Origin of the sequence: Vibrio sp., from assembly GCF_047973365.1 — a bacterium.
Classification (GTDB): Bacteria; Pseudomonadota; Gammaproteobacteria; order Enterobacterales; family Vibrionaceae; genus Vibrio.
In genome coordinates, this window is sequence record NZ_JBKEBW010000153.1 from 1 (window position 1) to 24,413 (window position 24,413).

Annotated in this window: 18 protein-coding genes; 12 read left to right on the forward strand and 6 right to left on the reverse strand. The window is 44.9% G+C overall.

Going from position 1 to position 24,413, the window contains the following annotated elements; genetic code table 11:
• Positions 1-358 precede the first annotated feature (358 nt).
• Positions 359-1,576, reverse strand: a complete 1,218-nt coding sequence (locus ACK5MF_RS17935) for a multifunctional CCA addition/repair protein (RefSeq protein ID WP_416923892.1) — start codon at positions 1,574-1,576, stop codon at positions 359-361.
• 88 nt (positions 1,577-1,664) lie between these two features.
• Between ACK5MF_RS17935 and ACK5MF_RS17940 the strand changes: the two genes are divergently transcribed.
• Both ACK5MF_RS17940 and ACK5MF_RS17945 read left to right on the forward strand, forming a co-directional pair.
• Positions 1,665-3,290: an ExeA family protein gene (locus ACK5MF_RS17940; protein WP_416923893.1), complete on the forward strand. Its 1,626-nt coding sequence runs from the start codon at positions 1,665-1,667 to the stop codon at positions 3,288-3,290.
• Entirely contained in the window at positions 3,290-4,090 is an 801-nt protein-coding gene (locus ACK5MF_RS17945; RefSeq protein ID WP_416923894.1) for a general secretion pathway protein GspB, read from the forward strand. The genes ACK5MF_RS17940 and ACK5MF_RS17945 overlap by 1 nt, the downstream gene beginning before the upstream one ends.
• 81 nt (positions 4,091-4,171) lie before the next feature.
• On the opposite strand, the gene ACK5MF_RS17950 is transcribed toward ACK5MF_RS17945, so the two are convergent.
• The 3 genes from ACK5MF_RS17950 to ACK5MF_RS17960 form a co-directional block, all read right to left on the reverse strand.
• Positions 4,172-4,780 (reverse strand): TIGR04211 family SH3 domain-containing protein, encoded by a 609-nt coding sequence (locus ACK5MF_RS17950; RefSeq protein ID WP_416923895.1) that lies wholly within the window; start codon positions 4,778-4,780, stop codon positions 4,172-4,174.
• 156 nt (positions 4,781-4,936) lie between these two features.
• A complete protein-coding gene (locus ACK5MF_RS17955) occupies positions 4,937-6,196 on the reverse strand; it encodes an inorganic phosphate transporter (RefSeq protein WP_416923896.1) in 1,260 nt (419 codons plus the stop codon).
• A 137-nt stretch (positions 6,197-6,333) separates the two neighbouring features.
• Positions 6,334-7,014: a TIGR00153 family protein gene (locus ACK5MF_RS17960; RefSeq protein WP_416923897.1), complete on the reverse strand. Its 681-nt coding sequence runs from the start codon at positions 7,012-7,014 to the stop codon at positions 6,334-6,336.
• Between the two features lie 205 nt (positions 7,015-7,219).
• On the opposite strand from ACK5MF_RS17960, the gene ACK5MF_RS17965 reads away from it, so the two are divergent.
• The gene (locus ACK5MF_RS17965) at positions 7,220-8,737 is read left to right on the forward strand and encodes a CYTH domain-containing protein (RefSeq protein WP_416923898.1); all 1,518 of its coding nucleotides are present in this window, start codon (positions 7,220-7,222) and stop codon (positions 8,735-8,737) included.
• A 166-nt stretch (positions 8,738-8,903) separates the two neighbouring features.
• Here the strand turns inward: ACK5MF_RS17965 and ACK5MF_RS17970 are convergent, their stop codons facing one another.
• A complete protein-coding gene (locus tag ACK5MF_RS17970) occupies positions 8,904-9,686 on the reverse strand; it encodes a potassium channel family protein (RefSeq protein ID WP_416923899.1) in 783 nt (260 codons plus the stop codon).
• A gap of 98 nt (positions 9,687-9,784) precedes the next feature.
• Between ACK5MF_RS17970 and ACK5MF_RS17975 the strand changes: the two genes are divergently transcribed.
• The 3 genes from ACK5MF_RS17975 (at position 9,785) to hldE (ending at position 15,549) form a co-directional block, all read left to right on the forward strand.
• Entirely contained in the window at positions 9,785-11,041 is a 1,257-nt protein-coding gene (locus ACK5MF_RS17975; RefSeq protein ID WP_416923900.1) for a methyl-accepting chemotaxis protein, read from the forward strand.
• Between the two features lie 182 nt (positions 11,042-11,223).
• Entirely contained in the window at positions 11,224-14,070 is a 2,847-nt protein-coding gene (gene glnE / locus ACK5MF_RS17980) for a bifunctional [glutamate--ammonia ligase]-adenylyl-L-tyrosine phosphorylase/[glutamate--ammonia-ligase] adenylyltransferase (RefSeq protein ID WP_416923901.1), read from the forward strand.
• Positions 14,071-14,118: 48 nt separating this feature from the next.
• On the forward strand, positions 14,119-15,549 hold the full coding sequence (hldE, locus tag ACK5MF_RS17985) for a bifunctional D-glycero-beta-D-manno-heptose-7-phosphate kinase/D-glycero-beta-D-manno-heptose 1-phosphate adenylyltransferase HldE (protein ID WP_416923902.1): 1,431 nt from the start codon (positions 14,119-14,121) through the stop codon (positions 15,547-15,549).
• A gap of 96 nt (positions 15,550-15,645) precedes the next feature.
• Here the strand turns inward: hldE and tolC are convergent, their stop codons facing one another.
• Positions 15,646-16,977: an outer membrane channel protein TolC gene (gene tolC / locus ACK5MF_RS17990; RefSeq protein ID WP_416923903.1), complete on the reverse strand. Its 1,332-nt coding sequence runs from the start codon at positions 16,975-16,977 to the stop codon at positions 15,646-15,648.
• Positions 16,978-17,225: 248 nt separating this feature from the next.
• Here tolC and nudF point away from each other — a divergent pair, with 248 nt between their 5' ends.
• The 6 genes from nudF (at position 17,226) to parC (ending at position 24,123) form a co-directional block, all read left to right on the forward strand.
• Entirely contained in the window at positions 17,226-17,855 is a 630-nt protein-coding gene (gene nudF, locus ACK5MF_RS17995) for an ADP-ribose diphosphatase (protein ID WP_416923904.1), read from the forward strand.
• A gap of 26 nt (positions 17,856-17,881) precedes the next feature.
• Complete coding sequence (locus ACK5MF_RS18000) at positions 17,882-18,319, forward strand: DUF1249 family protein (protein WP_416923905.1); 438 nt, start codon at positions 17,882-17,884, stop codon at positions 18,317-18,319.
• Between the two features lie 18 nt (positions 18,320-18,337).
• Positions 18,338-19,159, forward strand: coding sequence for a 3',5'-cyclic-AMP phosphodiesterase (cpdA, locus tag ACK5MF_RS18005; RefSeq protein WP_416923906.1), 822 nt, complete (start codon positions 18,338-18,340; stop codon positions 19,157-19,159).
• Position 19,160: 1 nt separating this feature from the next.
• Positions 19,161-19,748 (forward strand): esterase YqiA, encoded by a 588-nt coding sequence (yqiA, locus tag ACK5MF_RS18010; RefSeq protein WP_416923907.1) that lies wholly within the window; start codon positions 19,161-19,163, stop codon positions 19,746-19,748.
• A 211-nt stretch (positions 19,749-19,959) separates the two neighbouring features.
• Positions 19,960-21,840: a DNA topoisomerase IV subunit B gene (parE, locus tag ACK5MF_RS18015; RefSeq protein WP_416923908.1), complete on the forward strand. Its 1,881-nt coding sequence runs from the start codon at positions 19,960-19,962 to the stop codon at positions 21,838-21,840.
• Between the two features lie 3 nt (positions 21,841-21,843).
• A complete protein-coding gene (gene parC, locus ACK5MF_RS18020; RefSeq protein ID WP_416923909.1) occupies positions 21,844-24,123 on the forward strand; it encodes a DNA topoisomerase IV subunit A in 2,280 nt (759 codons plus the stop codon).
• The last annotated feature ends 290 nt before the right edge of the window (positions 24,124-24,413 follow it).

The window sequence follows — 24,413 nt, forward strand, 5'->3', positions numbered from 1 at the left end:
AACTTATCCGTATCGAAGAAGCTCTAGCGGGTCGTGCTCCTTTCAACGGTCTTAAAGAAGTTAAAGGCCAAGCTTAATTACTCGCTTAGCTTTATAGTTCTTTATAAATACCTCGCTTAGGCGAGGTATTTTTTTACCTGGAGAAAATGATTTATTAGCAATGACAGGGAATTTTCTCGTTCCCATGCTCCTGCGTGGGAATGCATACGGAGCCACAAATTATCTAGGCTGTGGATGGCAGTGTTGAACGGTTAGTGTAGTCATCGCGATATTTAGTACGGCGGTATATCAAACTAAGATATGCATTCCCACGGGGGACCGTGGGAACGAGGCCAAAGGTATCCATTCCCTGTTTCGACTATTTGGAAAGCGATGAAATCGCTTCGATTCTTCTTTTCTCCAACTCATCCCGAATCGCTTTGCCCTGAAAACCATCGGCAATAATATCTTTCACTTCAACGCTGAGTGCTGCTTTGTAAGCAGCTTCAAATATCGTTTTTTGCGGGTAGGGGTTATCTTCACAACCCAATCTCCCTGCATGGTCTGCCTGACAACAGAGTAAAACCTCTTTTAAACGCTCTGGCTTACGCCATACATCGATGGTATTTAGAATCTTAAGTTTGGTACTGGCTTTCAATTCTGCTGCTTTATGGATGTTTGAGTGCTGCTCGCAAACAAGCAGTGCCAGATCTTTGAACTCATTAGGCACGCGTACTCGTTCGCATAGTTTTTTAATGATTTTGACACCTGTATGGCAGTGCATCTTATGACTTGGCCACTCTGATTGAGGAGTCACGCCTTTGCCAAGATCATGCATTTGCGCGGCAAATCGAACGGGTAGTGACGAAGAAAGCTTTGCTGACTGCTTAGCGACCATCAGTGTATGAATTCCGGTGTCAATTTCTGGATGCCACTTTTCCGGTTGAGGAACACCAAACAGACGATCGAGTTCAGGGAGTACCACCTTCAACGCGCCACAATCTCTCAGTACAGACAGAAATACTTCAGGATTCTTAGTCGAAAGGGACTTATGCCACTCCTGCCATACACGCTCTGCGGTTAAATGCTCCAGCTCACCACTATTCGTGATTTGAGCCATCAGAGTCATGGTTTCTTTTGCAATTGTAAAGCCAAGGTGAGAAAGTTTTGCTGCGAAGCGGGCTAAGCGTAGAACACGCAGCGGATCTTCAATAAAGGCATCGGATACATGGCGTAGAATGCGATCATTCAGATCACGCTGACCGCCATAGGGATCGATAAGTGAGCCATCTTTAGCTTGTGCCATCGCATTAATAGTAAGATCGCGTCTTAGCAGATCTTCTTCTAAAGTGACATCTGCAGCATAGTAACATTCGAAACCAGTGTAGCCTGCTGCTGATTTTCGCTCAGTACGAGCAAGTGCGTATTCTTGCTTGGTTTTAGGGTGTAAGAAGACAGGAAAGTCTTTACCAACGGCAGTAAAGCCTTGGCTTAGCATTTCTTCAGGGCTACTTCCGACCACAACCCAGTCCTTATCGTAAACGGGAATGTCGAGTAGCTTGTCGCGAACAGCGCCGCCAACCAGGTAAACTTGCACTAAACAGCCTCAAAAATCATCAATGTCATTGGATAATCATCAGCAGCAATGATACTTTGCGCTTAATCAGTTTGATAGAGGCAGGAGTATGTATCAACAATTTTTCGGTTTTGCTGAGTTACCTTTCTCAATTGTGCCGAATTCTCGTTATTTGTATCTTAGTCAACGCCACCAAGAAGCTATTTTCCATCTGCAGGATGGATTAGGCGACGGTGGTGGTTTTGCTATGCTCACAGGCGAGGTCGGTACAGGGAAAACAACGGTAGCAAAAGCTATTCTGGATAATTTACCTGCCAATACCCAAGCCGGGTTTATATTGAATCCTACTTTTTCTGAGCAAGAATTGCTCGAAGCTATTTGTGATGAGTTTGCCGTTAGTTACGGGAAAAAAGCGACGCTCAAAAAACTCAGTCAGGCTCTTAATCAATTTCTTTTGGATAGGCATGCTGCTGGTATTCAGATCCTGCTGATTATCGATGAAGCACAGCACCTTGCACCTGATGTTTTAGAACAACTAAGACTGCTGACCAATCTGGAAACAGACAGCCGAAAGTTGTTGAAGGTGTTACTCATCGGTCAGCCTGAACTGCAACAGAAACTTCAATTGCCTCAGCTTCGCCAGCTAGCACAGCGAATTACTGGTCGATATCATCTGCTGCCTCTCGATGACGTCGAAACGGCTCATTACATCCGTTTTCGTCTGCAACAAGCGGGTGGTGATGGGAATTTGTTCTCTAACAAATGCGCCAAGTGGATTGCTCGTGAAACCCACGGAATTCCGCGGCTGATTAATTTAGTCTGTGACAACAGCTTGAAAGGCGCATTTAAAGCTGGTGAAAAAGAACTCGGTTTAGAGCGAGTAAAATGGGCTTGCCAGCAAGTGATGAGCTTTCAATCAACGGTCTACCAGCGCTCGGATGCAAAACCTTCTTCTGCGCGTTTTCCTTTAGTTGCTGCGACGTGCAGTTTAATCGGCCTTTCTTTGGCTGCTGCAAGCGCATATTGGCTTCCACCTATCATCAATGAGCAAGTCGCTCATCATTGGCCTCTGCCAGAAGCAAAACCAGCGCTACAAGAAACGGTATTCCCAAAACAAGTAGAAGAGGTTCTCATTCAAGCTGAGGACCTAAGCAGTGCGCTGCGTGCTCTTTATGCGGTCTGGGGGTATCAGGCATCGGTAACAGATACCTTTTGTCAGTCCGATACTTCATCGCTTTTGCAATGCATGCCCAGTCAAGGTGACTGGCAGACTCTCTCCCAACTCAATATGCCGGTGGTACTAACGCTTGAGGTTGATAACAAACCGAGTTACGCAGTGTTGTATCGCTTAAATGGAGATGAGTTAGAACTGCTGGTGAATGGTGAACATATACGTATTGATAAGCCGTGGATATCGCCGCTGTGGAATGGCGAATTTCATCTAACTTGGCAAGCCAGTTTTAAGCAGACCTTGAAGAGCGGAATGAAAGGGCAGGAGATTGCTCTTCTTGATCGCAAGTTATCGCAAATTCTGGGCGAACCGCAGAGAGAAACACAAGTGTTTGATGAGGAAGTCAAGCGTAAGGTTTCCTTATTCCAACGCTGGCAGAATATGTATGTGGATGGCATCGCGGGGGAGCAAACTCTGCGTCGTCTGGAACTGCTTACTCAGCAAGATGCACCTAAGCTGGACGCTCCTAAACTCGGTGCGTCACACTTGGTAGGAGGTGCATAATGTCGCAAGTAATGAATGCGTTGAAATCGTCACACCAAGGTTACCAGTCTAATACTATGATCCATGGGTATCGCTCTGCGATTATCTCAGCCGAGAAGCCCCAGCTTTTCCGCTGGTATCACAGCTTATTGTTGATTGTACCGAGTGCGGTGACTGTCTCGCTGCTGAGCTATCAAAGTTATCAACTTCAGCAACAAAATATCACTCAAGTAATGAGTCAGCCTGCGCTAGTGGAACAAATTCCAGCGCCGGCTGAGTTTCTGCCTTACCCTGAGTTTACTGAGCTAAAAAGCACCTATCTCATTCCTGCTCAAACTGAACAGGTTTTAGCTGAAACGGAAGACGCCCCATCATTTGATATTAAGCAAACCAATGAAACGACAGTGACTAAAGCAACCGTGGCTAAAATAACAGAGCCCTCAATTTCCGAGCAGAACGAGGATGCGCCTTTAAATCTCGAGCAATTGGATCTGAGTGGTTTATCTCCTGCGCTTGCTATGAGAGTAGAGTCTGCGATGAAAAGCACAGCTAGTGCCTCTAAACGCAGTAATTCAAGCGCGATATCCTTGGTGCAGAATGCTGATAACTACTCAGGTCATCTACCCACAATGAATTTTCAGACCCACGTTTATGCCAGCTCTGAAAGTAAGCGCTGGATAAAAATGAATGGCGTGGAATATCACGAAGGGGATATGTTGGCAGACGGTGTGATGCTGATAGAAATTAATCCTCAAACAACCTTGGTGCAGTTCGAGCAGCAGTTGATCGAAATTCCTGCGCTCTACCACTGGCAAGGATAGGCTTTGTTGCTTTTCAAAAAGCACGGGTCAGCATAAACAAAAAAGGTCACTAGCGAGTGACCTTTTTCCATTTGATAACGTTTACGCCCAGCCGGCTGGATTACGTTTACGTCGTGGAATAATGTGTGGAAGAATTAGCCCCAGTAGTAAACCGATCCCTGCAACACCACCGCCATAAGTGAAGTATTTCAGTAGTAGATCTTCTTTTTGTGTATCTAGCTTAGCACGTAGCTCACGGATCTCCGTTTGAGACGTGGTTAGTTGTTTGCTGATGTCACCGTAGTTCTGTTCTAACTGTGCAATTTGCTGGTTACGCACATCCAGAGATTCAACTAAACCGGCTTTTTCAGAATCGGCACTTTGACGAGCATTAGCTAACTGAGATTTTACCTGTGCTAACTCTTTTTCAAGTTGTGGCAGACGTACTGCCATGCTGATATCGCGAGTGACAAAACGACTTTCAACCCAACCTTTACGACCGCGGGAATCAACTACTTCACTGTAGTCACTTTCCTTGTTGGTTGAAACTAGCTGTACTTTCTCACCTGCATCAATACTACCAATAATACGATATTGGTTGCTTGGACCAGAATGCATATAAGTAAATAGTTTATCGGCGATGTAGCGATCTTGTGCAAACGCCGGGCTTGCTAACATGGAAAATAACACCATGCAGATAAGTTTTTTCACGGTAAATCCCTTAGTAATAAATTGTAGCTTTACACTCATGTGGCAAATAGTAAAAAGTTTCTTATTCGCGTGCAACAAAGAAGGGAGGCAAAGCCTCCCTTTATGTGCGTTTGAGTCAATAATGACATCGCCTTAACAAAGCACTGACTTAATCAATTAAGAGAAAATGCCTTGAATAGCGTAGAAGAACACAACAGCTAATAGAGCACCTGCTGGAAGCGTTACAATCCAGGAAGCAACGATGTTACGCACCACGCCTAGGTTTAGCGCTGCGATACCACGCGCAAAACCAACACCTAAAACTGCACCAACCAATGTTTGCGTTGTTGAAATCGGCAGACCAGTACCAGACGCTAACACTACTGTAGACGCTGTTGCAAGCTGAGCTGCAAAACCACGGCTAGGCGTTAGTTCTGTAATACCTGTACCAACCGTTGCCATTACTTTGTGACCCATAGTGGCAAGACCAACAACGATACCGAAACCACCGAGAGGCAGAATCCACCAAGCAATTGCGCTTTTCGCTGTAATTTCACCCATGTGTTCAATAGTAGAAACAACCGCAGACAGCGGACCGATCGCGTTAGCCACATCGTTTGAACCGTGGGCAAATGCCATAGCACAAGCTGTGATAACCATCAGTACGCTGAAGATACTTTCTACGCCAGCAAAGCTGTGGTCATCTTCACGGTTTGCGAATCTATTCTGGATATATAGATAACCACCGACCATCACCAGTGCAGAGACACCGGCAGCCCAAATCCAAGCTTCGGTGTTTGAAAGGTGTAAGCCTACGTGCTTAAGACCCTTCTTGATCGTTACCAGTGCAATGACCATAGTGGTGATGAACATGTACACCGGAACAAAGCGCTTAGCGTTGAGCAGCGGCTTTTCTGTATCAAAAATTAAGCGTTGAGCACTAATGAAGATGAAGTAGGCAAAAATACCTGAAATCAGAGGAGTAACAATCCAGCTACCCACGATGCCTTTAACTGAACTCCAATCGACAGCTTCTGTACCGAAAGATACACAGGCGAAACCGATGATTGCACCGATGATTGAGTGAGTAGTGGAGACTGGCCAACCCATGTAGGAAGCAAGCAGTAACCAAGTACCGGCGGCTAAGAGTGCCGACATCATACCGTAAATAAGAATGTCTGGATGATTAGCAAACAGTGATGTATCAATCACGCCTTTGCGGATTGTGTCAGTAACTTCACCGCCAGCCAAATAGGCACCAGCAAACTCGAATACCATTGCGATAATAATCGCTTGTTTAACGGTTAGCGCTTTAGAACCAACTGATGTTCCCATTGCGTTTGCAACGTCGTTTGCACCAATCCCGATAGCCATTAAGAAACCAAAAATGGCAGCAACAATAATCAGGACAGTACCGTAGTTAGCAAGGATATCCATCTTTATACCTAGTTGTTTATAACAAGCGGAGCTATTTTTTGTGTTTTCAGCACACATTTAAACCGTTGGCGATAAATAATTAACGCTTATTACTGGTTTAATAAAAATAGCTCTTAGTTATTTGGTTAACTTCAAATTTATGAGCGAGAAAGCATCACTTCTAAACGAGCACCTACGCGCTGCGCCTGATCAGCGATACCGCCAACCCATTCAAAAATCTTGTATAAGAACATAACATCAATTGTATTTAGCGAAGATTCTAGGGTTCTTAGCTTTTGACGCAGACGTACTTGAATAGCATCCGTATCGTCTTCAATCTCATCCAATTGATTAATCATTTCAGCAACGAGTGTTACTTCACGGCCTTTGAAACCTGTTTCTAACAATTCGTCTAGCTCGCTAATAACTTTCTGGGCTTGATTCGCTGCGTCTAGGCATCGTTTTATGTAAATCAGAAAGTCAGCTTGAAGAGGCTCAGGGATGATAAGTTGACGACCAACAACACGACCTGAAATGTCTTTTGCTAGGTTGGCAAGTTTATCTTGCTGAGTGAGAAGTTCGAGCATGTCTGTACGGTCTACAGGCATAAACAAACCACGAGGAAGTTTAAGGCGAATTTCGCGCTTTAACACGTCCGCTTCTTTCTCAAGATGAGAAATTTGTGCACGGATCTCAGCTGCTTTTTCCCAGTCTCCAGTGGCACATACTTCAAAGAATGGCACTAGATGAGAACAGCATTCGTTCACACACACTACGTGTCGTTGCAAAGGCTTTATTGGGGACTTTGCAAATAACCCCATAATTGTATTTACTGGCATGGTCATTCAACCTAATAACTATAACCTTATAAGAACATACACCATGGTATGGCTAAATGTTGAGCGATGGCTATAAAGGCGCGCATGTTAACCCATTAACAGAGCCATGAAAACTGTTTTAGATCATCAAACGTTCTATATTTCACTCTTGCTCCGTTGCGTTTTAGGCAATATCCTTTCGATATCTGGACTGAAAGGGTTAACTATGGAAACCGAGATAGAACTGAAGTTTTTTGTGTCACCGGATTTTTCAGAGATTTTACGCCAAAAAATTTCTGATACAAAAGTACTTCAGCACAGTTGTCGAGAGTTAGGTAATACGTATTTTGATACTCCTGATAACTGGTTACGTCAACACGATATTGGGTTAAGAATCCGACGTTTCGATGATGTGTATGTTCAAACCGTCAAGACCGCAGGACGCGTCGTCGCTGGCTTACATCAGCGGCCAGAGTTCAATGCTGAACACCAAAGCAACGAACCTGAACTAACCCTCCACCCTGCTGATATTTGGCCTCAAGGTAAAGAGGTTGACGTTCTGCAATCTGAGCTCAGTGCTCTTTTTTCTACTAATTTTACTCGTGAACAGTGGCTTATTGGTATGCCTGACGGCAGTCAGGTCGAAGTTGCATTTGACCAGGGTTTGGTGGTCGCTGGTGAAAAAGAGTACCCCATCTGCGAAGTAGAATTAGAACTTAAATCGGGTCAAACCGATGCCTTGTTCACTCTCGCTCGACAGTTCTGTGATAACGGCGGTATGCGTTTAGGTAACTTGAGTAAAGCAGCAAGAGGCTATCGGTTAGCGGCTGATTATTCAGGCGATGAAGTCAAACCACTGAGCTTGGTCAATACCAGTCATCAAGACAGTGTTGAGTATTGTCTGATTAATTCGCTTGAACATGCTCTGTCTCATTGGCATTACCATGAACAAATTTATACTGAGCGCGATTCAATTCCTGCATTGCATGAAATTAGCAATAGCATTCGTTTAATTCGACAAATTTTGAGCATTTATGGTGGAGTCGTGCCTCGCCGAGCCAGTGCGATTTTGCGCCAAGAGCTCAAGTGGCTTGAAGAAGAGCTAAGTTGGTTGAAACGTTATGATTATCTTGACGATCTATTGGAAGATAAAGGCTACACGTTACGCAAGTTGGATGCGCGTAAGTTCTTAATCGCTGAGCTAAAAGAGCAACAAGATCGTTTGCCTCAACGGGAAGAAAACTTGCGTTTGCTTAATTCTGCTCGTTATACCGGATTATTACTGGATTTGAGTCGTTGGATTCTAACGCGTGGATGGCAACCGTTTCTTGATGAGAAAGCGCGTGACAAAATGGCGACCAACATTCTTCGTTTCTCAGCAAAACAACTTGATAGAACATGGGCTGAACTGATGGAGTCATTTCCACCAGAGCATCATTTATCGAGTCAAGAGTACATTGATCAGCAGTATCGGTTAATGCGAAATCTCTATACTGGAATCAGTCTGGCGAGTTTGTACGATGTTGAAGAGCGTAACTCTTTCCGTATGCCTTGGGCAGATTTGCTGCACGGCATAGATGACTTATTAACCTTGAGAACGCTTGAACCGTTTGTTGATAAGTTACAAGGGGAAGAAAAAGATCAGTTGCAACGCTGGCTGATCCGCCAAGAAAATTCGATTTTGCATGCGATGGAGCAGACTCGAATTATTGGTGTTGAAATTCATCCTTATTGGCGAGACTAATTGGCATACTGAATCAGGGATATACTCTTCCTACTTGAAGCTGCAGCGGTGTTGTCTGCGTTCGTTCACCCCAATTACATAGTTTATCTATGCTCATGGGGATTCACTCACTGGCCGCCTACCTACAACTTCAAGTCGTTTGAGTATACCTATCTGCATCCCTTTTTTATTTCTGCTCAGTCGGTTTATTGTACTGAGGATCATCCAGTTTGTTTTCCAGGTTATCAACACGCTGCAATATCTTATTTTGTTGATTGACTATCTGCTGCAGAAGCGCTTGCTCTCTTTGTGCATTGAGAAGTTGCTTTTTGTCAGGCGAAGTGAGTAACGAGGTGATCAGACCGGAAATCATACCGAAAATACCCACGCCACACAGGATCATTACCGTAGCGATAACTCTTCCCGCGGTAGTCACCGGAAAATGATCGCCATAGCCCACGGTTGAAATGGTTACCAGAGCCCACCACAGCGCATCGCCTCCTGATTGGATATTGGCATGCGGATCTTTTGCTTCTACAAACAACATAAAGCTCGAACCTAACGTCATCATCAACACCAGTAGCAGCAAAATCGATGCGATGGTGGTTTCTCTGCGATTGGCCAGCAACTGTTTCATAATAGCTCTTCCTGAGCGAATCACTAAAATTAGACGTAGAATTTGAAAGATCCGTGCATAACGTAATGGCTCGATCATCGGAATACTGGCGATAAAATCGATCCAGTGCCTTTGCATAAAATTGCGCCGATCTGAGGCTCGGATCAAATCTACGCAAAGTTGTAGGATAAAAATACTACAAATTAGCAAGTCTAAGCCGATAAGTAAGTGGTGCATTTCTGGTGTTATGGGCAGAAATAGTAACGCTGAGATCACAAATAGAGCTAAGAAAGACAAAATGAGTGACAACAATCCCATAGGTTTCGTTTCATCTTTGATACTATCGTTTTTCATACGAGGCTCGAAATAATTCAAAGTGCGTAAAGATTTGCTCACTGTTTTAGTGATAAATAGGTAGTTTTTCAATATATAAACATTGTGGAGGCATGACAATGACAACAATGGCATTTAAGCCCTGGGAACGAGTAATAACCAATGTACGACTTGTTCCTAAGATGGTAATGCTGATGGTGTTCAGTACCTTACTGATCATCAGCAAACAGCTTTGGGATGCTAACACCTTTTATAACTCTCTTCTTGCAGCGACCCAAAATGCAGAAGTCGCACAACGTCATTATGACGATTACATAGTGCAGGTTATCTGGCAAACGGGTCTGTTGATCCTTGTCTTTGTTGTCTTGCTGCTTTTCGCAGCACGAGTCATGTTACGTCAAACACAATATTTGAGTGAGTCTATCAAACAGATGGCTCTTCGTGATTTGTCTTTTGTTATCAATATGGATTGTAAAGATGAGTACGGTGACGTGGCTCGTGAGCTGGAAAAAACGCGACTTCAACTGAAAGCATTGATTGTTGCTCAAATTGAAGCGTCCCAAGAGCTCACAGAGATGACGGAAATCATGACACTCAGTATGTCTGAAACCAAGGAATCGGCTCAAGAAGAATTCAATGAAATTGATCAGCTAGCCACAGCGATGAGTGAAATGTCATCGACGGTGCAAACTGTTGCCGGTCACGCTCAAAGTGCCTCTTCATTGACAGAAAATGCATCTGAACAAGCTCAGACAGGGCAACGCTTTGTCAAAAGTACCGTCGGAAAAATGAGTGAGCTAGCGAAAGATATCTCCAAATCGGCTCAGGCGGTAAATCAGGTTGAGGAACGTGTTGAGTCAATCAGTAGTGTCGTCGGCACGATTCAAAGCATTTCAGAGCAGACTAACCTGCTGGCTTTGAACGCCGCGATTGAAGCGGCTCGCGCAGGTGAAGCTGGTCGTGGATTCGCCGTGGTGGCTGATGAAGTGCGTAATTTGGCACAACGTACTCAAACAGCAACCGTCGAAATTCAAGAGATGATTTCACAGTTGCAAAGTAGTGCAAACTCAGCCGTAGATCTGATGGAAAAGAGTGTCATAGAAGTCGCTGAAGGCGTTGAACTAGTGACCAATGCAGGAACCGAGCTCGATGGTATCGTTGCACAGGTTCAGCAAATTAATGATATGAACTTCCAGATCGCTACCGCTGCGGGTCAGCAAAGCAGTGTGGCTGAAGAGATGAACCAAAATTTAACCAATGTCAGAGAGTTGGTTGAGGCATCGGTTACCGTGGTGGCAGAACTGCTGGAAACATCAGAAATAATGCAAGCGAATGCCCAAGAATTAGACAGCAAAATCACCGAATTTAAAGTTTAGTTATTTAGTAAACCCTCGCCCGATCGGGCGTTGAGTCGTCACCAATGTGATTAAGTCATGCACAAGCGCCCACAATTCAATGGTGGGCGTTTTTTATTACACTGAATTTGATATAACCTTCAATCAGTTTGGGTATAGTTAGCTGACCTTTTTCAGGTTCTCCGTATCAACAAGGAAAAATCATGCCATTGCCATCTCGTCTTGAAGATTATGCAAGCCAACAATTCAGCCACTTGTTGGAAAAACAGCCATCAATTGCTCAATGGCAAAGTGAGCAACAAACTCAGCTTAAAACCGTTATCGGCTTAAGTCAGTTTGTCTTAGAAACCTTGCTGCGCGATGAAACTCTATGCAGCACGCTACCCGAAATGCTTAGTGATAGGTCTCGCTCTGAATTTTACCGTGAACGTCTTTTCGAGCTGCTTAGTGCTTGCGGCGATGAAGCCAGTGGATTACGTATTCTGCGTCAGTTCCGCAATCGGGAAATGGCGTATATCGCATGGCGTGATTTTCTCAATACTTGGTCACTCGATGAAAGTCTGGAACATTTATCTCAACTGGCGGAAGCACTCATCTTTGAAACCTATCAATGGCAATATCAAGCTTGCTGTCAAGAGTGGGGAACTCCTTGCAATGCCCAGGGTGAAGCTCAGCCTATGCTGATTATGGGGATGGGTAAGCTCGGCGGTGGTGAACTGAATTTTTCTTCTGATATTGATCTGATTTTTACCTATCCGGAAAACGGCGAGACACAGGGACATCGCCGCAGTATTTCCAATGCCCAGTTTTTTACTCGTCTGGGTCAGCGCATCATTAAGATGCTCGATCAGCAAACTTTTGATGGCTTCTGCTATCGTGTCGATATGCGGTTACGTCCTTTTGGCGACAGCGGTCCACTAGTCATGAGTTACGCCGCTCTTGAAGATTATTATCAGGAGCAGGGAAGAGACTGGGAACGTTATGCTATGGTTAAAGCCCGAGTCATGGGACGAGAGATGTACTCGCAGTACCAAGAACTGCGTCAGATGTTGCGGCCATTTGTGTTTCGCCGTTATATCGATTTCAGTGCCATTCAGTCATTGCGTCGCATGAAGTCGATGATCAGCAGTGAGGTCCGTCGTCGCGGGCTCAGTAACAATATCAAATTAGGCGCTGGTGGCATTCGAGAAATTGAGTTCATTGCCCAAGTCTTCCAGTTGATTCGCGGTGGTCGCGAACCAAGTTTACGTCATCGTGGATTACTCGAAACGCTGCAAGCTATTGATGAACTACAACTGTTGGAGAAAAGGGAAGTGGCGCAGCTAAGGGAGGCGTATTACTTCCTGCGTCGCCTTGAAAATCTGCTTCAAGCCATAGCCGACAAGCAGACTCAAACGCTGCCTGAAAAAAGCGATGATCAATTGAGACTCGCGTTTGCTATGGGCTTTGCGTCTTGGCAACAGCTCGATGAGCAAGTGAAACAGCAGATGGCGAATGTGCATGCAGTTTTTGCGGCTCTGATTGGTGAAGAGGATGAGCAAGACGAAACGATGCTTGCTGCGTATTTCCACGAATTGTGGGATATGAGCCACAATCGCGAGATGATTGAAAGCATTGTTGAAAATGAGCTTGCGATGCAAGATGCACCGGAAATCGTCGATACGATTATTGGTTTTAAGAATGATCTGGCAAAACGTACTATTGGTCCTCGTGGGAGGGAAGTGCTCAACCGCTTGATGCCAAAAGTGTATCAGACCATCTTTGCTCATTCCGATGCCAAATTTGGCTTATCGAGAGTGCTCTCTTTACTGCACAGCATTGCAACTCGGACAACCTATCTGGAATTGCTTGATGAACACCCAGCAGCGTTAGTGCAACTGGTGCGTCTGTGTACGGCAAGTTCGATGATTTCCGAGCAACTGGCTCGTTACCCGATCCTTCTTGATGAGTTGATTGACCCTCAACATCTCTATAATCCGATTGCTTTGGAGAGTTATAAAACCGAGCTGAGAGATTTCCTCGCCCGCATTCCTGAAGACGATATGGAACAGCAGATGGAGGCGCTGCGCCAGTTTAAGCAAATTTGTATTTTGAAAATTGCTGCCGCTGATATCGCTGACGTTCTGCCTGTGATGAAAGTGAGTGATCACTTAACTTATCTTGCCGAAGCAATTGTCGAGGCTGTGGTTAACCAAGCTTGGTTGCAGGTCACTGCAAAATATGGTCAACCGACACACTTAAAAGATCGCGAAGGAAAAGGTTTTGCCGTGATTGGTTATGGCAAAGTGGGTGGCTGGGAGCTTGGCTATAACTCTGATCTCGATATTGTTTTTATGCATGACTGTCCCGTTAGTGCCTACACTGATGGGGTTAAAGAGATCGATGGACGTCAGTTTTATCTTCGTTTGGCACAACGCATCGTTCACATATTCTCAGTGAGAACAGCTTCTGGAATACTGTACGAAGTCGATACCCGCTTGCGACCATCAGGTGCTTCCGGGCTTTTGGTGAGTCCAACAGAAGCGTTTGAAGAGTACCAGCGTCAAAATGCATGGACGTGGGAACATCAGGCATTAGTGAGAGTACGTATGATCTATGGCGATGCGCCTTTGCAACAAGCTTTTGCCAACATTCGTCATGATATTTTGGCTCTGCCCCGCGAAGAAACAAAACTCAAGCAAGAAGTGGTGGATATGCGGATAAAAATGCGCGATCACCTTGGCGGTAAAAAGCCCGGTCGTTTTATGATCAAACAAGATGAAGGCGGTATTACCGACATCGAATTTTTGGCTCAGTACTTGGTGTTACGCTTTAGTCATGAGTATCCTAAGTTAACCCGATGGTCTGACAATGTGCGTATTTTTGAATCTTTGTTAATTCAGGGCGTTGTTGAAGAACAACAAGCAATGGCGTTAACGCATGCTTATACCGCGATGCGTGACCAAATTCATCATCGTAATTTAGTCAATCAAGATGCTGATGTCGACGAAAGTAAATTCGTGCATGAGCGTGAAGTCGTAAAACATGTTTGGAATCAGTGGCTAGGTTAATCATCGATGTGATAAACTCCGCCCAGAAACAGTTATTGGAGAGCCATAATGAAACCCATTCTACCTGACTACAGTGATGCAGGGGTGTTAATCGTTGGTGATGTCATGCTAGATAGATACTGGTATGGTCCAACGGGTCGCATTTCACCTGAAGCCCCGGTTCCCGTAGTAAAAGTAGAGAAAAACGAGGAACGTCCCGGTGGTGCTGCTAACGTGGCGATGAACATTGCTTCACTCGGTGGTCATGCCTATCTCGTTGGTTTAACAGGGATTGATGAACCTGCACAGGTATTGAGTGAGACGTTAACATCACTCAATGTGACTTGTGATTTCGTTGCCTTGCCAAATTACCCAACCATCACCAAACTTCGAGTTTTAAGTCGTGGTCAGCAACTTATCCGCTTGGATTTTGAAGATAAGTTTGAGAATACCGATCCAGAGCTGATCCTATCGCGTATGGAATCTGCCCTACCAAACGTAAAAGCGGTGATTCTATCGGATTACGCCAAAGGCGCACTTGAACACGTTCAGCAATTCATTCAAAAAGCGCGTGCCGCTAATGTTCCTGTGTTTATCGATCCTAAAGGCGCTGATTTCGAGCGCTACCGTGGTGCCACGTTACTCACTCCGAATCTTTCTGAGTTTGAATGTGTCGTCGGTAAAGTTAAATCGGATCAAGATTTAGTCGAGAAAGGCTTAGGCTTGATTGATCAGTTTGATCTCGATGCACTGCTCGTTACTCGTAGTGAACATGGTATGACACTGTTACGTCGTGGTATGGAACCTTTCCATCTACCGACTCAAGCAAAAGAAGTGTATGACGTAACCGGTGCTGGCGATACGGTCATTTCCGTACTGGCCTCTTCAGTTGCCGCAGGCAAGCCTTTAGATGAAGCTTGTGCATTAGCTAATGCAGCAGCAGGTGTGGTCGTCGGTAAACTCGGAACTTCGACGGTATCGACGATTGAACTGGCTGAAGCCGTTCATGGCAGTAAAGATACTGACTACGGTGTTATTGGTGAACAAGCTCTAATTGAAGCGGTACGCAAAGCGCAAGCTCGTGGCGAAAAAGTGGTGATGACCAATGGCTGCTTCGACATTCTACACGCTGGCCATGTTTCTTATTTGAATCATGCGGGTGAGTTAGGCGATCGTCTGATCGTTGCGGTGAACAGTGATGAATCGGTTAAACGTTTGAAAGGTCCTGGTCGCCCGGTCAACCCAACCGACCGTCGTATGGCGGTACTCGCAGGTTTAGGCGCCGTGGATTGGGTTGTGCCATTTAGCGAAGACACACCACAACGTCTGATTTCTGAAGTATTACCAGATTTACTCGTAAAAGGCGGCGATTACAAAGCAGAAGATATTGCCGGCGGTAAAGAGGTGATTGCAGCCGGTGGCGAAGTAAAAGTTCTGAACTTTGAAGATGGTTGCTCAACTACAGAAATCATCGAAGCCATTAAAGGTGGCAGAGGTTAATTAGCCTTTGTTGCATTTTTAGATATGCCGAGAAAGAAAAAACGCCAGCATGCTGGCGTTTTTTTTCAAAATATCGAATAGCGATAAAAACCGATCTTAAGATTTAGTTTTTGCTGATTTCGCTGCTTTTAGACCGCCGTTGATATCAAGAATATCTTGTTCAGACAGAGAGCCCACCGCTTGGCGTAGTTGCAATACACTTAAAATGTATTCATAACGAGCCGTTGATAGGTTTTTGTTCGCGTCGTACAAGCTACGAGTCGAATCAAGTACGTCGACAATGGTACGAGTACCCACATCAAAACCGGCTTCAGTGGCTTCTAACGCGGATTTAGCTGAAATTACAGATTGTTCGTAAGCACGCAATGCACCAATGGAGGCATTGATGTTGTTGTTGTTAGCGCGAACGTCTTTGATCACACTGCGGTAAGAGGCTTCTAAATCTTGGCTGGCAGCAACATAGGCAAACTCAGCTTGTTTGGTTTTCGAACTTACATTACCACCAGTATAAAGAGGAACCGTAAGATTTAGACCAATGCTGAGGTCGTTGTAAGATTCACCAATGTAAGAGCTTGAATCTTCGTTGTTCTCTTTGCCGTATGCGTAACCGCCATCTAAAGTGAGCGATGGTAGGTGGCCTGAACTCGCTAGAGAGATATTATCTTTCGCTACATCTTGCGCAATACGAGAAGAGAGCAAAGATAAGTTCTTTTGTTGCGCTTCTTCAACTAATGCATCCATAGAAGCTGCTGACGGGCTAGCCGAAAAACGATTGGTATCCAGGATACTTAAATCTTTATGATCCTGACCGGTGATTTCACGCAATGATTCGTAGCTATTGATCAATGTGTTTTCAGCCAATACTTCATCAGCCAAAACGCTGTCGTATTGTGCTTGGGCATCATGGACGTCGGTAATTGCAGATAGACCCACTTCAAAGCGTTGTTTCGTCTGTTCTAATTGACGACCAACCGCTGCTTTTTCAGCGCGAACAAACTCTAGGTTGTCTTGCGCACTTAGAACTGAGAAGTAGGCTTGAGCGGTACGCAGAATAAGCGATTGTTGAACTACCGCATACTGTGCATCGGCTTGACGAGCTTGTTTCTCAGCCGTATCCAGTGATACCCAGCTTGAACGATTGTACAATTCTTGTGAAAAACTAATGCCAGCAGATAGTTTTTCACTATCACGTTTATCGTAATCGCTACTGTTAATATCGTAACCTGCGGTTAAGTTAATTTGTGGTAACAAACTACTACGACTTGAAGTGACTGCTTCAAATGCCGCGTCACGTTGTGCCGCTGCGCTCAGTAATTGAGGGTCATTTTGTTTCGCTTGATCGTAAATCTGAGCAAGATCGTCAGCCGATACTGCAGCACTCATACTGCCAAGAGCTACGCTAATTAATACTGGAAGCAGTTTTTTCATTGGTCCTATTCCTGCCTATTATGAAGTGAAGGGTGGGCGTTGCGAGAGTTTACCCAATTTGATTGTAATTTACTCGAAACTTTGTACTTTTTTACACTTAACTATCCGTTTGTGCAATATAAAGCGGTTCTATTTAAAAATACATATAATTTTTATACAAAAAGTTGAGCAATATCCTTGGATGTTAACGGTTAGCACGAGTAAACTAGCACATTTAGCTACTCTTTATTTATATAGGGAGATCTCGAATGTCACAAACTGATAAACCATTGAGTGAGTTTACGCGACAAGATCTTGAAATCGTCTCAAAAGAGACCTTGTTTCAAGGCTTTTTCCGTATGGTGAAATATCGATTCAAACATAAGTTATTTAATGGTGGATGGAGTGAGCCGATTGAGCGTGAGCTTTTTGAGCGTGGACATGCCGCTGCGCTGTTACCTTACGATGTGGCACGAGATCAAGTGGTTATTATTGAACAAATCCGTGTCGGAGCGCTTGAAGATAAGCGACCTTGGCAACTGGAAATCGTGGCGGGCATTATTGATCGTGATGAAAGCGCCATAGAGGTTGTACGCCGAGAAGCGATTGAAGAGGCGGGCGTCGAGATCGGTAGAATTAAAACCGTTACCTCTTATTATCCTTCTGCTGGTGGATGTTCTGAAAAATTAGATGTTTATGTCGGTGAAGTGGATTCATCACAAGCAAGTGGTATTCATGGTTTAGACTATGAAGGTGAGGATATTAAAGTTCATGTGATGAGCCGTGAACAAGCTTACAAGTTGGTTAGCGACGGCGTCATTGAAAACGGGGCTTCTATTATTGCATTGCAGTGGTTAGAGCTGAATTACCAAAGTTTGCGGACTGAATGGTTGAAGTAATGGTTGAGGACTGAATGGTTGAAGTAATGGTAAGAAAACCGTATCACGTAGATCTTAAAGAGTTGATGCGAGTTTATGAGACAAACTACGCTAAGTTGAATGCTTTGCTGCCAACGCAGCCAAGTGTTGATGATTTACGTTGTTACCAAGCAGCTCAAATGACCTACCAACTTCAAGTGCTAGAAGTCACAAAGTACACAACTTTGGTGGAGATTTGTCAAAGTGATGATATTTCAGTGTTTCCATTGCCTACCATGTCTGTCAGGCTGTACCACGATGCTCGTGTCGCAGAAGTACACACTAGCGATCATCTCAGCAGGATCAAAGCTCGTCATGACTATCCCAATGAGAAAATGGTACAAAAAGATGAAAAGGCGCAAATTAATCGCTTTTTAGGTGATTGGCTCACCTTCTGTTTGAAACATGGTATTAGCCGTCAGCCGATTAATTTTAGTCATCCATAATAGTTAGGTTTATCGAATTTGAACGTGTCGCCCAGTATAGAGAATCCAGATAGCATAAAGCTGGTACAAATAACGGATACGCATTTGTTTGCTCCAGATGATGGCTGCTTGCTTAGTGTTAATACCGCAGACAGTTTTCGTGCAGTGGTTAAACAGATTTGTGCTCAGCAAGTACCGTATGATGCCATTCTCGCAACGGGCGATATTTCGCAAGATCACAGTGCTCAGTCTTATCAACGTTTTTCAGATGGTATTCAATTACTGAACAAAGACTGTTTTTGGTTGCCTGGTAATCATGACTATAAACCGAATATGGGCTCTGTTCTGCCATCTGCTCAGATTCGTGCCGAAGAGCATGTACTGCTTGGCGAACATTGGCAAATGGTTCTGCTCGATTCTCAAGTGGTTGGTTTGCCGCATGGGCGTTTGAGTGATCACCAATTGGCGTTGCTTGAGGAAAAACTCACTCAGTATCCTGACAGATATACGTTAGTCCTTTTGCATCATCATCCATTATTAGTCTGGAGCGCATGGCTAGATCAGCATACATTGAAAGACAGTGAATCATTTTGGGATGTAGTAAAACGTCACACTAATGTAAAAGCGGTTTTATGTGGTCATGTGCATCAAAACATGGATAGAGAACATCTTGGTGTGAGAGTGATGGCAACACCATCGACTTGCGTACAGTTTAAGCCTAATTCGAATGAGTTTGCGCTAGATAAAACATCACCGGGCTGGCGTGAGCTAGAGCTGTGCTCCGATGGACGAGTAATTAGTAGCGTACAACGCTTACCTAATGGTGTTTTTCAGCCAGATTTTGATGCAAGTGGATATTGATATGTCAAAGCGTCCCACATTACTGCTTTATATTCATGGTTTTAACAGCTCACCTTTGTCGCATAAAGCGCAAGTGATGAGTGAATTTTGCAAAAATTATCGTCCTGATATTAAAGTTGTTGTGCCAAAATTACCGAGTTTTCCCTCTCAGGCGGCACAGCATCTACTTGATGTGGTTAATCAATATAACAATGATTACCAAATTGGCTTGGTGGGAAGTTCGTTAGGCGGCTATTTATCGACTTGGTTAAATGCCCAGTTTGGTTTTCCCGCTGTGTTAGTGAATCCTGCGGTTAAACCTTACGAGCTTCTGGCTGGTTTTCTTGGTCAGCAAGAGAACCCTTATACCAAAGAACGTTACGTATTGGATGCATCTCATATCCAAGAGCTAAAAGAGTTAGACGTACCAGTATTAACCTCACCGCAAGATTTTTGGTTGTTACAACAAACCGAAGATGAAGTGCTGGATTATCGCCAGGCTGTGGAAAAATACGCTGACGCAAAACAAACGGTGGAAGAGGGCGGTAACCACAGTTTTATTGATTTTGAACGTTATCCGGCCCAAATCATCAAATTCTTAGACTTATAGCCTTTTCATTGGGGTTAGAGTCATAATTTTGTTTGCTACTGACTGATGTCACTTGACATCAGCCGTTCTCTTCCAGAGTATGTTCCTCTTAGACTTTTCTCGTTTAAGTGTTAAAAAACACGTTAATCTTTGGCTTATTTATAGAAAAATAAAGCCTTAATAAACGAGATGTAAAGTTACTAATTATTTATCGATAAAAGCATTACATATTATGACAGAACAATATAATGCTGGAGCCATTGAAGTCCTTAATGGCTTAGAACCAGTGCGTCGCAGGCCTGGGATGTACACGGATACAACGCGCCCAAACCACCTTGGACAAGAGGTGATCGATAACAGTGTCGATGAAGCGTTGGCCGGACATGCCACAAAGGTTCAGGTGATTCTCCATGCCGATCAGTCCCTAGAAGTGATTGATGATGGGCGGGGAATGCCTGTAGATATTCACCCAGAAGAAAAAATTTCTGGTGTAGAACTTATTTTTTGTAAGCTCCACGCTGGCGGTAAGTTCTCCAACAAAAACTACCAGTTTTCGGGTGGTCTACACGGTGTAGGTATCTCGGTCGTTAACGCACTTTCTAAGCGTGTTGAAGTGACCGTGCGTCGCGATGGTCAAATCTATGAAATTGCTTTCGAACACGGTAACAAAGTTTCTGATCTTACAGTGACAGGAACTTGCGGTCGCCGTAATCGTGGCACCAGCGTTCATTTCTGGCCTGATAGCTCTTATTTCGATTACGCTAACTTCTCCGTATCACGTTTAGTCAACAACTTGCGTGCCAAAGCCGTACTGTGTCCAGGGCTCGAAATCACGTTTAGCGACAAGGTGAACGATAAAGAGTACCGCTGGTTATACGAAGATGGCTTAAAAGACTATTTGATTGAAGGCGTTAAAGATTCGGTGGTATTACCGGAAGAGCCATTTACGGGTGCCTTTAACGCTGAAACGGAAGCTGTTACCTGGGCGGTGATTTGGCTGCCGGAAGGTGGTGAGTTAATTACCGAAAGCTATGCGAACTTAATCCCAACCGCTCAAGGCGGTACGCACGTCAATGGCCTACGTCAGGGGTTATTAGATGCTATGCGTGAGTTCTGCGAATTCCGCAACCTGCTGCCACGTGGTATGAAGCTCACTGGCGAAGATGTTTTTGACCGCTGTGCGTATGTTCTTTCGGTGAAAATGCAAGATCCGCAGTTTGCTAGCCAAACTAAAGAGCGTCTCTCTTCTCGTCAAACGGCTGCGTTTGTTTCTGGGGTGGTGAAAGATTCGTTCAGCTTATGGCTGAATGAAAAGCCACAACTGGCAGAGCAACTGGCTGAAGTCTGTATTGCCAATGCTCACAGCCGGATGCGTGCGAGCAAAAAAGTTGTACGTAAGAAAGTGGCTTCAGGTCCGGCACTGCCGGGTAAGCTGACCGATTGTTCCGTTCAAGATCTTAACCGCACGGAAATCTTCTTCGTCGAAGGGGATTCTGCGGGTGGTAGTGCCAAGCAAGCACGTGATCGCGAGTTCCAAGCGGTGATGCCCCTACGCGGTAAAATTCTTAATACTTGGGAAGTGTCTGCTGATCAGGTGTTAGCGTCTCAAGAAGTTCACGATATTTCTGTTGCTTTGGGGATTGACCCAGATAGCGATGATTTAAGCGGACTGCGTTATGGTAAAATCTGTATTCTTGCCGATGCGGACTCAGATGGTCTTCATATCGCAACCCTACTGTGTGCCCTGTTTACTAAGCACTTCCAAGCATTGACCAAAGCGGGGCATATTTATGTTGCTATGCCGCCACTCTATCGTATTGACTGTGGTAAGGAAGTTTTCTACGCGTTAGACGACGCAGAGAAAGACGGCATTTTGGAGCGTCTAAGCCAGAAAAGAGCCAAAGTTAACGTTCAGCGTTTTAAAGGTTTGGGTGAAATGAACCCACTCCAATTGCGTGAAACAACTATGGATCCCAACACTCGCCGTCTAGTTCAGCTCACTATCGATGACGAAACGGCAACTGACGAGATGATGGACATGCTATTAGGCAAGAAACGTGCAGATGATCGCCGTACTTGGCTACAAAGCAATGGCGATTTGGCTGAGGTGTAATCAATGACGACTGAAATTAATTTCGAAGGTGTTGATCAGCTTCCGCTGCGTAAGTTTACTGAAGATGCTTACCTCAACTACTCGATGTACGTAATCATGGACCGTGCCTTACCATACATTGGTGATGGTTTAAAACCGGTTCAACGACGCATTATTTATGCAATGTCGGAGCTGGGGCTCTCTGCTGCGGCAAAATACAAAAAATCGGCACGTACTGTTGGTGATGTATTAGGTAAATACCATCCGCACGGTGACTCTGCCTGTTATGAAGCGATGGTCTTAATGGCTCAGCCGTTCTCTTACCGTTATCCACTGGTTGACGGTCAAGGTAACTGGGGAGCGCCAGATGATCCGAAATCTTTTGCGGCGATGCGTTATACCGAAGCAAAACTGTCGAAGTTTGCTGAAGTATTGTTAGGCGAGCTAGGTCAAGGCAACGTTGATTGGCAACCAAACTTTGATGGCACGATGAAAGAGCCACAAATGTTACCCGCGCGTCTGCCACACATCCTGCTTAATGGTGTCACTGGTATCGCGGTTGGTATGGCGACCGATATTCCGCCACACAACGTGCGTGAAATTGCCGATGCAACGATCCATTTGATTGATAATCCAAATGCAGAACTGACAGAGGTCATGCAGTTCGTTAAAGGTCCGGATTATCCAACCGAAGCGGAAATTATCTCACCGAAAGAAGATCTTGAGAAAATTTATCGTACCGGACGTGGCAGTATCAAAGCGCGTGCAATTTGGCATAAAGAAGGTTCAGATGTGGTGATTACTGCACTGCCTCACCAAGTTTCTGGTGCAAAACTTCTCGAGCAAATTGCCAACCAGATGCGTGCCAAGAAGCTGCCGATGGTTGATGATCTGCGTGATGAATCTGACCACGAAAACCCAACTCGTATCGTTATCGTACCGCGCTCAAATCGTGTCGATTGTGACTTGCTGATGAGTCATCTGTTCGCATCTACCGATTTAGAGAAAAGCTTCCGTGTAAACCTGAATATGATTGGTTTAGACAACCGTCCGCAGGTGAAAGGCTTAGTTAATATTCTCAGTGAGTGGATCGAATTTCGTCGTAGCACGGTTCGTCGCCGTTTGCAGTTCCGTCTTGATAAAGTGATGGATCGCTTACACATTCTGGAAGGTTTGCTGGTTGCTTACCTAAACCTTGATGAAGTGATTGAGATCATTCGTACGGAAGATGATCCAAAAGCCGTGTTGATGGCGCGTTTCGGTATTACGGATATTCAAGCCGATGCGATCTTAGATACCAGACTTCGCAACTTAGCCAAGTTGGAAGAGATGAAGATCCGTGGTGAGCAAGATGAGCTAGAGAAAGAACGCAAGAAACTTGAAGAGTTACTCGGTTCTGAACGTCGTCTTAACACACTACTGAAGAAAGAGATCAAAGCGGATGCTGAGAAGTACGGTGATGATCGCCGCTCACCATTGGTTGAGCGTGAGGAAGCAAAAGCGCTGACTGAGCGTGATCTGATGCCAAGTGAATTGATCACTGTGGTGTTATCGGAAAAAGGTTGGATTCGTCATGCCAAAGGGCATGATGTTGATGGTGCTAGCCTAAGCTATAAAGCGGGTGATGCATACCTAGCTCAGGCAATTGGTAAGAGCAACCAACAGGCCGTTTTCTTTGGCAGCGATGGTCGTAGTTATTCGCTTGAGTCACACACGCTACCTTCAGCTCGTGGTCAGGGTGAGCCTTTGACCGGTCGATTGAACGTGGCAGAAGGTACGACTATTCGTCAGGTTATCATGGGCGAAGAAGAGCAATTGTGGCTAGTGGGATCCGACGCCGGTTACGGTTTCGTATGTAAAGGTAGCGACCTGCTCTCGAAAAACCGTAGTGGTAAAGCATTGGTGACTTTGCCTGAGAACTCTGAAATTATGACGCCACAAGCGATCAACGATCTTGATAGCGATGAGATCCTTACCATTACTAACTTGGGACGCATGTTGCTGTTCCCGATTAAAGATTTGCCACAACTAGGCAAGGGTAAAGGCAATAAGATCATCAATATTCCGGCGGCAAAATCGAAATCTCGTGAAGAAGTGGTCTCTCATCTGATTGCGTTACCAAGCGGTGCGTCTGTTACCTTGTATGCAGGTAAACGTAAGCTTGGTTTGAAAGCAAGTGATCTCGATAACTTCCGTGGTGAACGTGGTCGTCGTGGTGGCTTACTGCCTAGAGGCTTACAGCGCGTGACAGAGATAGAGATTGATACTTCAAATATAGAAGAGAGCTCAGAGTCCGAAGAGTAACGCTAACGTTGACGAGTATAAGTAAAATAGCCCCGAAGATTCGGGGCTATTTTGTTTGCCCAGCAAAGCTGGCAAACCCGTCCACTTGAAAGAAAGTGGAGTCACCCTGACTAAGGGGAAGACAATCCGAATGGCAAGGGCGTCACGGGCTAACGGTGGGGTCTGAAGGAAGCCATAGGAAGTTAGATGTACACAACTAACCGTAATCTGTTTCGGCGGTACTGGTGGGTAAGCGTCCAAAATAGCGCAAAGCCCAATACTTAGTCAGACCAATACTGTGATTGAGGGTG